Genomic DNA, 12,036 nt, shown 5'->3' with positions numbered 1-12,036 from the left:
GGGGATCGCACAATTGTGACCGGAGACCACCTTTCTTCCGATGGGACTGCGGCAACACCCGGAACATCCATCGCCGGGGCGATCAGACGGTGTATCCCTTCCCTTCTCCTCGAACTACCACTTACCTGCACTTACGTGGTACTGCCAGCCACCGCCGGAACCCCACTCACTACCGGTCCCGGCACGTCGGGCCGTTACTCATACAGGCCGCCGGGTCAAACCTGCGGCCCGGGTCCTGCTCATGCGTCCATACCTGCTCGGGCAGTTCATCCTCTGCCACGTCGATCAGACTTACTTCTCTCGCAACACCCAAGACTGTACCCGTTCTGGACGCGAAAATCTATCCCAAGCTCGATAGTTTTTCTGTCAGCGCGAAGGCCACTCGAATGGCTGGTCGGGCATGCGCGAAGGGTTGTGCCGGGAGCGCACCCGGCACACCGGGTCAGTGCCGTCGGCCGGGTCCCCGTCACCACGGCCTCTGCCACCGCGAACACCGGCTTCACCGGCTTCACCGGCTTCACCGGCTCGAGAACACCGCCCTGCGAACTGAGCCGATACGGGGCTCAGGCGAACTGCACGGGCCCCGCATCGGCGTACCGCGTCTGAGATTCGGACCTGCTGTGCGCCTTGGCTGCTTGCCTTCTGGCGTGAGCTGAGGTCTGGCCGGAGTCATCAGCGTTCGATCATCTTCATCTGGGCGTCGGTGTGGTGGGCGCCGGCTGCGTCGCCGAGCGCGGTGAGGCCGGCGATCTGCTCGTTCGTCAGCTCGAGGTCGTCGGCGGCGAGGTTCTCCTCGAGGCGGGTGACGCGCCGGGTGCCGGGGATCGGGACGATGTCGTCGCCCTGGGCGAGGAGCCAGGCGAGCGCGACTTGTGCTGGGGTGGCGCCGGCTTCGCGGGCGACCGTCTCGACCTGCTCGACGAGGCGGAGGTTGTGGTCGAAGTTCTCCTCGGAGAAGCGGGGGTTCTGGTGGCGCGAGTCGTCGGCGGCGAGGTCCTCGCGGCTGCGGATCGAGCCGGTGAGCATGCCGCGGCCGAGCGGGGAGTAGGCGACGAAGCCGATGCCGAGCTCGCGCAGCAACGGGAGGATCACCGGCTCCTGGTCGCGGGTGAACAGGGAGTATTCGGACTGCAATGCGGTGACCGGGTGGACGGCGTGGGCGCGGCGGATCGTGTCGGGTCCGGCTTCGGACAGACCGTAGTGGCGGATCTTTCCCTCTGCGATGAGTTCGGCCAGGGTGGCCACGACGTCTTCGATCGGCGTGTCGGGGTCGACGCGGTGCTGGTAGTAGAGGTCGATGTGGTCGGTGCCGAGTCGGGTGAGGGAGCCTTCGACGGCGGTGCGGATGTTGGCGGGGCTGGAGTCGATGTTCCACGGACCCCGGCCTGCGTGCGAGACCATGCCGAACTTCGTGGCGAGCACGACCTGGTCGCGGCGGCCGGAGATGGCGCGCCCCAGGAGTTCCTCGTTGGTGTAGGGGCCGTAGATCTCGGCGGTGTCGATCAGGGTGACGCCGAGGTCGAGGGCGCGGTGGATGGTACGGACCGCCTCGTGCTCGTCTTGGCCGGTCTGGCTGTAGACGCCGGCCATCGTCATGGCGCCGAGGCCGATGCGCCCGGTGTCCAGGGTGCCGAGGGTGATGTGCTGCATGGTGCTTACCTTCCGTGAGCTGCGGGTGTCGCCCGGCGCGGTGTGGCGCGGTGCCTCCGGTTCAGAAGCACACCAGCGCGCACCCGGGCATGCGGGAGCGTCGGGGCCCTGGATCGGGTTGAGGGAGACATCGCCGGTGAACCGCTCAGCCGGGGCCGTGAAGGTGGGGGTTTCAGTGGCGACCCGCATGTCGATTCGTTCTCCGGATGCTGGGGCGCGACGGATCAGGCTTCGGGGATGGGCCGTCCGAAGTTCTCGAGGGTGATGTCGGTCGGTTCGGGGCCGCCGCGTGTGCCCGTGTCGAGGGCGCCGAGGGTGGCGAGTTCGTCGGTGGTGAGTTCGAGGTCGAACACGTCGAAGTTCTCGGCGATCCGCTCCGGGCGCACCGACTTGGGGATCGCGCAGCGGCCCTCCTGCAGGTGCCAGCGGATCATCACCTGGGCCGGGGTCTTGGCGTGGGCTTGGGCGATGGCGGCGATGGTGGGGTCGTCGAAGGTGCTGGTGCCGGTGCCGCGGTAGCTGGTGATGCCGCCGATCGGCGACCATGCCTGGGTGAGGATGCCGCGGTCGGCGTCGGCATCCTGCACCCCGGGCTGGGTGAAGTAGGGGTGTACCTCGACCTGGTTGACGGCGGGCAGGACGGTGGCCTGCTTCATCAGTGCCTCGAGGTGTTCGGGCATGAAGTTGCTCACTCCGATCGCGCGGACCTTCCCGTCGGCGAGCAGGGTTTCCAGCGCCCGGTAGGCCTCGAGGGTCAGGTCGAACCGGCTCGGCAGGGCCTGGTGGAGGATGAACAGGTCGATCTGCTCGACGCCGAGTTTGCCGGCGGACTTGTCGAAGGCGTGCAGGGTCTGGTCGTACCCGTAGTCGCTGATCCACACCTTCGTTTCGATGAACACCTCCTCGCGCGGCAATCCGGAGCGGCGGATGGCTTCGCCCACCTCGCGTTCGTTGCCGTAGGCGGCGGCGGTGTCGATGAGGCGGTATCCGGTCTGAAGGGCCGCGAGCACGGCGTCGGTGGTGACGTCTGGGGGCGTCTGGAAGACGCCGAAGCCGAGGGCGGGCATCGGGATATCGTTGTTCAGAGTCAGGATCATGGTTTCGTGCCTCCTGGCACGGCAGGGGTTCGGGTTCAGGGGGTGATGAGGACCTTGAGCGCTTCGCGGTCGGCCATGGCGCGGTAGCCGTCTGGCACCGCGTCGAGGTCGAGGGTGAGGTCGAAGACCCGTCCGGGTTCGATCGTTCCGTCGAGGACGTCGGGCAGGATCTCGTCGATGTAGTGGCGGGCGGGGTCGACGCCGCCGGTCAGCGTGATGTTCCGCATGATCATGTCCATGCCGATGGGGCCGTCGGTGTAGGACGGGACTCCGACGCGGCTGATCACGCCGCCGTCGCGGACCGCGGCGAAGGAGGTGGTGAGGGTCTGCATGCTGCCGACGCATTCGAGCACTGCGTCGGCCCCACGCCCGTCGGTCAGCTTCCTGACTTCGGCGGCGCCCTCTTCACCTGTGGTCAGGATCACGTTGGTGGCGCCGAAGTCGCTGCCCAGGTCGGTGCGGTCGGTGTGACGGCCCATCAAGATGACCTGCTCGGCCCCGAGCCTCTTTGCCGCGAGGACCGCGCACAGGCCTACCGCGCCGTCGCCGACGACCGCGACGCGCGTGCCGGGTGCGACGTGCGCGGTGGCGGCGGCGTGGTGGCCGGTGCAGAACACGTCGGTGAGCGTCATGAGCGAGTCCAGCAGTGCCGAGTCGGCCCGGGCCGGAAGTTTGACCAGGGTTCCGGACGCCTGCGGGACCCGCACGGCTTCGCCCTGGCCGCCGTCGACTCCGGCGAACCCGTAGCGCCCTCCGTTCGGGCAGGATGTGTGCAGTCCCTGGTTGCACCAGTAGCAGGTGTTGTCGGCGTAGGTGAACGGCGAGAGCACCAGGTCGCCGCGCTTGAATCCGGTGACTTCGGTGCCGATGTCCTCGACGATGCCGAGGAACTCGTGTCCCATCGCCCGTCCGGTGTCGGTCGCGGGCATGGAGCGGTAGGGGTGCAGGTCGCTGCCGCAGATCGCGGCGCGCACGACGCGTACGACCGCGTCGGTCGGTGCCTTGATCACCGGGTCGGGCACGTTCTCGACGCGGACATCCCCGGCGCCGTACATGATGGTCGCTCGCATGAGGACCATCCTCCTTTCCTCGTAGCGAACCGGCACCCGGCGGGCGCCGGCCGACGGACTTCGACAGCCGCTTGCTCAGCGCCGCGGGGTCCGGGTGAGGCCGACGGCGGCGCCGACAGCGAGCGGGACGGCCGCGATGAGCAGACCGGTGCGCGTCCCGGTGGCGAACGACCCGGCACCGACCAGTGCCCCGTAGAGCGCGACCACTGCGCCCAGGGCGAACCGCGAACCGGTCGGCGCCCCGGTCCGGGGCAGGGCAGGGGCCCGGTTCGCTGTGCGGGTGGCGGTGGTCATCGGTACCTCCGGGCACGGGGTGCGGGCGATCTGCCATCAAGCCAAACACCCCGGGCACCCGCCCACCGACCATGAGAGGGACCCTGACCGGGACCCCCAGCCCGCTGCTGTCATAGAGTGCACGGCCGTAAGCTCGAGGTATGGACCGACGCTCCGAGATCCGCGACTTCCTCACCGGCCGCCGCGCCCGGATCACCCCCGAGCAGGCCGGGCTGAAGCTGTCCCCGCTCGCCGGGGCGCGCCGGGTGCCGGGACTTCGCCGCGAGGAGGTCGCGATGCTCGCCGGCGTCAGCGTCCCGTACTACACCCGCTTGGAGCGCGGCGATGCCCGCGGCGCGACCGACGCGGTCCTCGACGCGCTGGCCCGCGCGCTGCACCTCGACGACGCCGAACGCGCCCACCTGTTCGACCTCGTCCGCGCCGCCAACGCCACCGCAGCCGCGGCCCACACCCCGACCCGCCCGGCCCGCCAACCGCTGCGCCCGCAGTTGCGCACCATGGTCGAGGCGATGGCCGGGGTCCCGGCCTACATCCGCAACGCCCGCCTGGACCTTCTCACCGGCAACGCACTGGCCCGCGCGCTGTTCGCGCCGGTCTTCACCAGCCCCGCCCGGCCGGTCAACGCAGCCCGCTTCACCTTCCTCGATCCAGCCGCCGCAGAGTTCTACCCCGACTGGGACGCCGTCGCCGACCAGAACGTCGCCACCCTGCGCGCCGAAGTCGGCCGCAACCCGTATGACAAGGCTGTGTCCGACCTCATCGGTGAGCTCTCGACCCGCGGAGACACCTTCAGCCAGCGCTGGGCCCGCCACGAAGTACGCCGCCACCGCGCGGGCGCCAAACGCATCAACCACCCCCTGATCGGGGAACTGACCTTCAACTACGAAGCCATGGACCTCGCCGCCGACCAAGGACTGTCCCTGATCGTCTGCCACGTCGCCCCCGGCAGCCGCGAAGCCGACGCCCTGCAGCTGCTGGGCAGCTGGAACGCCGAAGAGCATGCCGCGGCCGACCGCTGATCCAGGTGGTGTGCTCCAGGCCGCCCACCCCCGACGAGATCGCGCGCCCGAGTTCCAGCCCGCACCCGGAGGTCCAAAGCGGCTGCTGCTGCTCGGCGGCTGGTGCCCGGCTACGTCCGGTCCGGTTTCTTCCTGCCGGGCTGAGTGGTCGGGATGCGTGAGGCGAAGAAGAGCGCGATCAGTGCGGCGAGAGCGAGGATCGCGAGTGCGGCGCGCAGAGCGTCGAGCCTCGCGGTGGCGTTCGCGTCGAGCGCGGCCTGCTTCACTTCCGGACTCGCGCCCGCCTCGCCGAGGGCGGTATGAGCTGAGCGTCCGAAAGGAAGGTCGCTGTGCCCCCGAGGCCGGCGCCGGCCTTGCTCTTGACCTCGGGCGGCACCGCCGGGTTCTGCTCGATGCTGCTCAGGAACGAGGAGGTGAGCACGGCGACCAGGATCGATCCGGCCAGAGCCGTCCCCATCGAGGCTCCGAGGTTGGTGACGGCGCTCTGAACGCCGCCGACTTCGGCGCTCTGCTCGTCGGGCACTGCGGATACCGTCACCGAGCCGAGTTGCGAGGCGAGCGCGCCCATGCCGAGCCCGATCAACAGCATGGGAAGCGTGACGATCTCCGCGCCGGCGTCGGCGTCGAGGGCGGCCATCAGGGCCAGAGCCCCGGCGAGGAGCGCGAGGATCCCCCACCGCACCGCGCGCCGCGGTGAGATGTCCGGGAGCAGACGCGGGATCAGGATCGCGGCGCCCAGGAGGGTCAGCGAGAGCGGCAGGATGCGCACACCGGTCGCCAGCGCGGACAGGCCCAGGGCCGCCGACAGGTAGAGCGGAACGAGGAAGAACACGCCCGTCTGCACGAGGTACTGGAAGAAGAACATCGTCAGACCGCCGGTCAACTGCCGGTTGCGCAGCAGCGCCGGGTCCAGCGGGGCGCGCCGTGCCGCGCCACGACGCGCGCCTCCCAGCTGAAGGAGATCCGTACCAGCAGCACGCCGGCCAGCATCAGCCACACCGTTCGGCGCCCCGCGGTGTCCTCGGCTTTCGCCTGGCATGGCGCCGGCTCGAACAAAGCCCTCACCCGTGCCCGTTCATCACCTGCCGGGCGGCCTCCTGCCGTCTCGTGGTGTCCGGCAGATCCATCGACACGCGCACGCGGGTGCCCTCGCCCGGCGAGGAACGGATCTGGACCAGGTCGCACAGGTGGCGGACGAACCACAGACCGCGCCCGCCGATCCGGGTGGGTGCCGGTCGGATGAGCCCGACGAGCGGGTCGGTGATCACGCCGTCGTCGCTGAACTCGCACATCACCGCTTCCCGGGTGCGCCACAGCGACGCCGTACCGTGTCCGCCGCCGTGGCGAATGCTGTTGGCGGCCAGTTCCGCCACGGCCAGTTTCAGGTCACGCACGCGGTCCTCGCCCAACCCGCCGGCCGCGGCGAACCGGCCGGCCTCTTCGCGGACGGTGGCGAGCGCGGCCAGGTCGTAGATCAGGCGTCGAACAGGTCCGGTGGGTTCGCCGAGCGCATCGAGCGGGTAGTCTCCGACGAAGTATCCGGTCGAGGCCACACTCTTGGCCCCATCCCACAGCAGGGGATGGCAGCGGGCTGTCGCGGCCACGACCGACGCGTCCTGCCCCGCGGCGTCGAACGGGCACATCAAAGCCCAGGCCGGCGTGCTCGCGAACGCCCGGTTGAGCAGCCACTCCTGGTAACGCAGCTCATTGACGTGTGCGGCGGTGCGCCCCGACCAGACGGACTCGTTTATCCCGTACACCGGGCGGTCGCGCGCGACCCTGCCGATCCAGTCCTGCCAGGCCGGGATGAAGCGGCCGGGGTTGCGGCGGACGCCTGCGGGATCGACGAAGAGGACCGAGTCGGCGTCGGGTAGACGGGCTGCGAGCTGCTCGCGGCGGGCTGGATCGGCGGCGACGACCACGGTGCCGCCGCCGGCTCTGGCGTGTTCGATGTAGGCGATTGTGCCCGACAGGTACTGCTCATGATCGATGTAGGGGTAGAACATGTGCGTGAGGCCTGCCGCAGAACCGGTTTCGAGAGTGGTCACGAGCGCACCAGGACTTGGGTGGTGCCGTTCTCGTAGCCCGAGAGCCTCCACGCCGCGGCCACGGTGTCATTGACGCGTTCGAGCAGCACCTGGGCGCCGGGCGTGCCGGTCGTCGCGGCGATCAGCGCACGCCATCCGGCCGCGTCGATCAGTTCGAGCTGTGCGCAGTCCAGCCGCAGCCACGAAGAACGTGCCAGCAGTGCGCGCATCGTCGCCTCGAAGGCGGCAGCCGCTTCATAGCCGACTGTTCCGTGCACCGCCCAGGCGTCGGCCGCGGCCGGCACGATACGGAACGAGGCCGAGTGAGCAGCCGGGCCGATCAGGCGTGCGTGCACGGCGCTGACTCCGCTCAGCAGCTCCGCCTGCCAGGCCGTGTGCTGATAGGCACACACGACGCTGGTGACACCGTGGCCGGTGAGCTCGGCCACGTCCATCTCACGGGCGATCAGCTCCTCGAGCCCCGCGTCCGGGGGCGCCAGGTGCTCCATCCGTGCCAGTATCCGCAGCGGACGCCCGGACCGACCGACCCGCAGCGCCTGCTCACGCACCAGGTCCACCATGGCCGAGCCGCCGCGGCCGGGCCGCACGTCGAGGTCGCCGGCCACGCCGGGCGCCTGGTGCCGGGTGCGCACGCGGCGCCCGAGGATCATGACGCTCTCGCCCGCCTGCGCGGCCCGGGCCAGCAGTTCCCGCTCGCCCGCTTCGTACTCGGCTCGCGAACGCACCAGCCAGCACACGTGCTCCCCGGACTCGAGAGTCCAGCGTAGGTCTCCCGCCGGCCTCGTCGGCTCGCCGCGGTTCGAAGCCATCGATCCTGCTTCCATGATCGTCCCGGGCGTCAATTCCACCGTGATGCAGGAGGTCACGCTTCCCGGCCTCGTTCCGCGGGTGATCTCGTCACCGTGGCCCGGCGTGCCCGGATCCTCATTGCCGCGAATCTCCGATCCAACCGGTCCGAAGCCCTACACGTCCGCCGATCGGACGCCGACACGTGCCGTCCAGGTCGAAACGGCGAGCGGCCGGGGCTGGAATGCGGCAGGATAAAAGGTGACACGTTCCACGGGCGCAACGCACTGGCCAGTTCGGTGCAGACAAGGTCATGGTGCTCGGGATGAACGCCCACGCATACTCGCACGCATCCGAGGGCCGACCCGATGCGGCTGTGTCGCCGACGGGATACGGCCCCGAATCGCAGGCCGTCGGGCAGATTCACCCTCCCGCGTGCGTGGTCCACCCTCGCGGCGCGGATCTTCTCCTGACCGGTGAGATGGATCTGCACAACGCCGACGAGGTCGCCGCGTGCATCATGCCCTGGCTGCACGACGAGGACAACCACCTCGACCTCACCGCCGTCGACTTCATCGACTCGATGGGCTTGAGCGTGCTCGTACGCGCCTACATTCTGACCGCGCGACGCGGCGCGTCCCTGCGCATCACCTGTTCGCCCACGGTGCACACCGTCTTGTCCATGGCCGGGTTCACCGACCGTCTGCCCGGACTCGACGTGGTCGAAGGCGAAGCCGACGGGCGACCCACGACCGAGCATGGGTGAGGAATCCGACGGGGCAGCGCCTTGTCGTGTGTCTTCCCCCGAGGCCGGCTTCAGCCGGTAGCGCGAATAGCGGCGGTGCCCGCCTTAGGCGGGGTAGTCCTCGTCGTCGAGTTTCCCGGCGGCGCCGGGCCTTTCGGTTCCCCATCACACCTCACATGGTCGCGGGCCCCGGTGCCGTAGCACCGAGGCCCGAAGGGCGGAGATTACGCCATCTGCCGGCTACCGACCGGGGGGAAGGCTTCAGGCTCCACTGGAGCAGGTGAAACCGAGACGGTTCAGGGCCCTGGTGACTTCCCAGGCTGCGAAGTCACGGCGGTCCTGGCGGGTGATCACTTCACCGACCTGCTTGACCGGGTAGGCCCGGCGTCCGATGATCACGGATGCGCCTCTGACGGGTTCGGGCTCGATGCCTGCCATGGCCTTCTCCACGTCGCTGGCGCGGAGGTCGAAGGCGAAGTGAGCGATGATGCAGCGCATGGTGCCTCACAGATTCGGGAGAAGTGTCGCTCGGGTCGGGGCTGGCGTGCTGCCGTGCCGGGCACGCGGCGCATCGGTGCTACCGGGATCCTCGGCGCCGGCCGGAGCGGGTGCGGTGGCTTCGCGCCGGGGAGTCTTGCCGCTCGGCGCGTCGCGCCACCGGCTCGGCGATGGTGACGGGATGGCCTGACGGTGCCTGGGCGCCGGTGATGCGGCTCAGTTCGGCCTCTCCCGATCGCACCTGCGTGGTCTGGGGGACGATGCCGGCGTTGTTCATCAGCCGGTTCATCTCGCGGCGCTGGCCGGGCAGCACGAGGGTGACGACGCTGCCGGTCTTTCCGGCACGGGCGGTGCGTCCGCCGCGGTGCAGGTAGTCCTTGTGGTCGTTCGGCGGGTCGACGTTGACGACGAGGTCGAGGTCCTCGATGTGGATGCCGCGTGCGGCGACGTTCGTAGCCACCAGGACGTTGACGTGCCCGGTTTTGAAGTGCTCGAGGGTGCGGTTGCGCTGCGCTTGGGACTTGCCGCCGTGCAGCGCGGCGGCGCGCACGCCGCTGGAGAGCAGGTCACCGGTCAGCCGGTCGACGGCGTGTTTGGTGTCCAGGAACATCAGGACGCTGCCGTCGCGGGCGCCGATCTCGATCGTGGTGGCGTGCTTGTCGAAGCCCTGAACGTGCAGCACGTGGTGCTCCATCGTGGTCACCGCCGCGGCCGCGGGGTCGACCGAGACCACGATGGGATCGGTGAGGTAGCGGCGCACGAGCAGGTCGACGTTGCGGTCGAGGGTGGCGGAGAACAGCAGCCGCTGGCCGTCCGGGCGCACCTGGTCGAGCAGTTCGGTGACCTGCGGCATGAACCCCATGTCGGCCATCTGGTCGGCTTCGTCCAGCACGGTGACCGCGACCTGGTCCAGCCGGCATGCCCCGCGTCGGACGAGGTCGCTGAGCCGTCCGGGCGTGGCCACGACGATCTCCGCTCCGCCGCGCAGCGCCGCGGTCTGCCGGCTGATCGACAGGCCGCCGACCACGGTGGCGGTGCGCAGCCTCAGCCGCCCTGCGTAGGGCGCGAGTGCGTCGGTGACCTGCTGGGCCAATTCGCGTGTGGGCACCAGGATCAGGGCGAGTGGCTGCCGGGGTTCGGCGCGGCGACCCGCGGTGCGGGCGAGCAGAGCCAGGCCGAAGGCCAGGGTCTTGCCCGACCCGGTGCGCCCGCGGCCGAGCACGTCGCGTCCGGCCAGGGAGTTCGGCAGGGTCGCCGCCTGGATCGGGAACGGCGTCAGCACGCCCTCGGTACCCAGCGCCGCAAGGATCGGTGCGGGCAGGTCGAGATCGGTGAACGCCGCGACGGCCGGCAGTGCCGGAGTGACGGAGATCGGCAGTGCGAACTCACCCGGTGAAACCGGGCGGGGCCCACGGCCGCCGGGACGCCCCGAGACGCCCGTCCGGGCCGCGCCTGAGCGATGCGACGGTTGTGCCCGGGGTCCCGCGGTGGCTGAGGCGCCGTCAGAAGCGGCGCGGAAATGACGGTCGTTCTTGCGGGCGGAGCGGTTCATACAGAACCTTCCTCGATGCGGCGCGTACCGAGGAACTCCCGGCAGCGGCGTACCGCATCCAGAATCGCACGTACGAGCCGGAAGAAATGGGGGAAGAAAACGGTGGCGCGATGTCGCGGCGGCCGGAAGCGGCCGACTGTCCGCCAGAAATAGGTGTTCCCAAGCAGGTGGCCTGGGTGAATCCATGCTTGGCGCGGTGTGCTGTGAGAAGACTGTGCGACGTCCGGCGCCGCGCGTGATGCCCGTGCTACGCCGATGCCCAGGGGCCCGTGCCTGAACGGCGCGGGCCCCTGGGCGTCAGGCGAGAGCGTCAGGCGAGAACGATGTTCTCCGCCTGCGGGCCCTTGGGCCCCTGCGCGACGTCGAAGCTGACCTTCTGGCCTTCCTGCAGCTCACGGTAGCCCTGGGCGGCGATGTTCGAGTAGTGGGCGAACACGTCCGGGCCGCCACCGTCCTGCTCGATGAAGCCGAAGCCCTTTTCCGCGTTGAACCACTTCACAGTGCCGGCAGCCATGTTTTTCTCCTTCGGGGGCGGTACTCCGGGCCCGCACCGTGCAAGCCCGGCGTCGCCGAGATGATTACCCCTCCGGGAAAGTGCACCGGGAGAACAAGGGTGTTCCCGCCGGCGCAGCAAAGACCAGCAGAGCCGCTCGAAAGGGCTCGGGAACCAAAACCGCAACTGATTCGACCTTATCACGGTTCGAGTAGCCCGTGTCGGCATCGAGCGCCGAATCTGTGGAATCCGGGAGAATGTTTCCGCGAAGACTCCTGATTTCTGCCCTCGTCGCCTCAGGTTTTCGACACCGGGAAAGTCAGGAAACTCCATCCCTCCCGATTCACCGTCGCCGCCTCGTCGCGAGGCCGCGACTACGCCGAAGGCGCCGGTACCGCTGCTCGGCGGCCGATTCGCGCCCGAGTGAGGGTGAAGGGTGTGGCCGGCTCCTGGGCGAACGCGTCGAGCAGACCGGTCGCCTTCAGCGATCTGGCAAGCAGCGGGCGCATGCCGCGCAACACCGGAGCGGGGTGGTGGAGGCGTCGTGCCTCCTGCGCGAGTGCCCTGAGCACGCGAAGGCCGCTGGCGTCGAGGAACATCGCGCCTTCGACGTCGTACACCATCCGCTTCCCGTGTCGCGCCGTGTGCAGGACCGCACTGCGGAACTGCTCGGCGGTGGCGACATCGACCTCCCCTCGAATCCATAACACGGTGCGCCGGTCCGGTTCGGTACTGAGCGTGCAATTGAGCTGTTCGGGCAAGATTCTCCCTTCCATTCGATTTC

The 12,036-nt window shown here is 69.5% G+C and carries 12 protein-coding genes and 1 pseudogene; 2 read left to right on the top strand and 11 right to left on the bottom strand.

All coding sequences use genetic code 11. From position 1 onward, the window contains the following. Positions 1–672: 672 nt before the first annotated feature. From ACTRO_RS19250 to ACTRO_RS19235, 4 genes are all read right to left on the bottom strand, one after another. Positions 673–1,650 (bottom strand): aldo/keto reductase, encoded by a 978-nt coding sequence (locus ACTRO_RS19250; RefSeq protein WP_034264920.1) that lies wholly within the window; start codon positions 1,648–1,650, stop codon positions 673–675. A 224-nt stretch (positions 1,651–1,874) separates the two neighbouring features. After that, positions 1,875–2,747, bottom strand: coding sequence for an aldo/keto reductase (locus ACTRO_RS19245; RefSeq protein WP_034264916.1), 873 nt, complete (start codon positions 2,745–2,747; stop codon positions 1,875–1,877). Positions 2,748–2,782: 35 nt separating this feature from the next. Beyond that, positions 2,783–3,817, bottom strand: coding sequence for a zinc-binding dehydrogenase (locus ACTRO_RS19240; protein WP_034275614.1), 1,035 nt, complete (start codon positions 3,815–3,817; stop codon positions 2,783–2,785). 75 nt (positions 3,818–3,892) lie between these two features. Further along, entirely contained in the window at positions 3,893–4,111 is a 219-nt protein-coding gene (locus ACTRO_RS19235) for a hypothetical protein (protein WP_034264913.1), read from the bottom strand. Positions 4,112–4,251: 140 nt separating this feature from the next. Here ACTRO_RS19235 and ACTRO_RS19230 point away from each other — a divergent pair, with 140 nt between their 5' ends. Next, positions 4,252–5,130, top strand: a complete 879-nt coding sequence (locus ACTRO_RS19230) for a helix-turn-helix domain-containing protein (RefSeq protein ID WP_034264910.1) — start codon at positions 4,252–4,254, stop codon at positions 5,128–5,130. A gap of 110 nt (positions 5,131–5,240) precedes the next feature. Here ACTRO_RS19230 and ACTRO_RS19225 read toward each other — a convergent pair. The 3 genes and pseudogenes from ACTRO_RS19225 to ACTRO_RS19215 all read right to left on the bottom strand — a co-directional run. Further along, positions 5,241–6,129: pseudogene (locus tag ACTRO_RS19225) on the bottom strand (MFS transporter); the annotation flags it as partial. A 62-nt stretch (positions 6,130–6,191) separates the two neighbouring features. Then, entirely contained in the window at positions 6,192–7,178 is a 987-nt protein-coding gene (locus tag ACTRO_RS19220; protein WP_157436334.1) for a sensor histidine kinase, read from the bottom strand. Continuing rightward, positions 7,175–7,987 carry an MEDS domain-containing protein gene (locus ACTRO_RS19215; protein WP_169739929.1) on the bottom strand — a complete coding sequence of 271 codons (813 nt, stop codon included), beginning with the start codon at positions 7,985–7,987 and terminating at the stop codon, positions 7,175–7,177. The genes ACTRO_RS19220 and ACTRO_RS19215 overlap by 4 nt, the downstream gene beginning before the upstream one ends. Before the next feature lie 290 nt (positions 7,988–8,277). Between ACTRO_RS19215 and ACTRO_RS50380 the strand changes: the two genes are divergently transcribed. Beyond that, the gene (locus ACTRO_RS50380) at positions 8,278–8,730 is read left to right on the top strand and encodes an anti-sigma factor antagonist (RefSeq protein ID WP_034264904.1); all 453 of its coding nucleotides are present in this window, start codon (positions 8,278–8,280) and stop codon (positions 8,728–8,730) included. A gap of 240 nt (positions 8,731–8,970) precedes the next feature. On the opposite strand, the gene ACTRO_RS19205 is transcribed toward ACTRO_RS50380, so the two are convergent. The 4 genes from ACTRO_RS19205 to ACTRO_RS43565 all read right to left on the bottom strand — a co-directional run bounded on the left by ACTRO_RS19205 (position 8,971) and on the right by ACTRO_RS43565 (position 12,013). Continuing rightward, positions 8,971–9,207 (bottom strand): SCO5918 family protein, encoded by a 237-nt coding sequence (locus ACTRO_RS19205; RefSeq protein WP_051451063.1) that lies wholly within the window; start codon positions 9,205–9,207, stop codon positions 8,971–8,973. Positions 9,208–9,286: 79 nt separating this feature from the next. Further along, positions 9,287–10,759 carry a DEAD/DEAH box helicase gene (locus ACTRO_RS19200; protein ID WP_034264901.1) on the bottom strand — a complete coding sequence of 491 codons (1,473 nt, stop codon included), beginning with the start codon at positions 10,757–10,759 and terminating at the stop codon, positions 9,287–9,289. A 310-nt stretch (positions 10,760–11,069) separates the two neighbouring features. Further along, the gene (locus ACTRO_RS19195) at positions 11,070–11,273 is read right to left on the bottom strand and encodes a cold-shock protein (protein ID WP_034264898.1); all 204 of its coding nucleotides are present in this window, start codon (positions 11,271–11,273) and stop codon (positions 11,070–11,072) included. Positions 11,274–11,626: 353 nt separating this feature from the next. Further along, on the bottom strand, positions 11,627–12,013 hold the full coding sequence (locus ACTRO_RS43565) for an STAS domain-containing protein (protein WP_169739927.1): 387 nt from the start codon (positions 12,011–12,013) through the stop codon (positions 11,627–11,629). Positions 12,014–12,036 lie beyond the last annotated feature (23 nt).

Origin of the sequence: Actinospica robiniae DSM 44927, from assembly GCF_000504285.1 — a bacterium.
GTDB lineage: Bacteria > Actinomycetota > Actinomycetes > Streptomycetales > Catenulisporaceae > Actinospica > Actinospica robiniae.
Note: the sequence above shows the minus strand (reverse complement) of the source record. Positions and strands in the feature narration are given on the sequence as shown.

Excerpts from the sequence above, each read along its gene's own strand:
- ACTRO_RS19235 (WP_034264913.1), bottom strand. The coding sequence starts at position 4,111 with ATGACCACCGCCACCCGCACAGCGAACCGGGCCCCTGCCCTGCCCCGG.
- ACTRO_RS19200 (WP_034264901.1), bottom strand. The coding sequence starts at position 10,759 with ATGAACCGCTCCGCCCGCAAGAACGACCGTCATTTCCGCGCCGCTTCT.
- ACTRO_RS19250 (WP_034264920.1), bottom strand. The coding sequence starts at position 1,650 with ATGCAGCACATCACCCTCGGCACCCTGGACACCGGGCGCATCGGCCTC.
- ACTRO_RS19195 (WP_034264898.1), bottom strand. The coding sequence starts at position 11,273 with ATGGCTGCCGGCACTGTGAAGTGGTTCAACGCGGAAAAGGGCTTCGGC.
- ACTRO_RS19205 (WP_051451063.1), bottom strand. The coding sequence starts at position 9,207 with ATGCGCTGCATCATCGCTCACTTCGCCTTCGACCTCCGCGCCAGCGAC.
- ACTRO_RS19215 (WP_169739929.1), bottom strand. The coding sequence starts at position 7,987 with ATGGCTTCGAACCGCGGCGAGCCGACGAGGCCGGCGGGAGACCTACGC.
- ACTRO_RS50380 (WP_034264904.1), top strand. The coding sequence starts at position 8,278 with ATGGTGCTCGGGATGAACGCCCACGCATACTCGCACGCATCCGAGGGC.
- ACTRO_RS19240 (WP_034275614.1), bottom strand. The coding sequence starts at position 3,817 with ATGCGAGCGACCATCATGTACGGCGCCGGGGATGTCCGCGTCGAGAAC.
- ACTRO_RS19230 (WP_034264910.1), top strand. The coding sequence starts at position 4,252 with ATGGACCGACGCTCCGAGATCCGCGACTTCCTCACCGGCCGCCGCGCC.
- ACTRO_RS19245 (WP_034264916.1), bottom strand. The coding sequence starts at position 2,747 with ATGATCCTGACTCTGAACAACGATATCCCGATGCCCGCCCTCGGCTTC.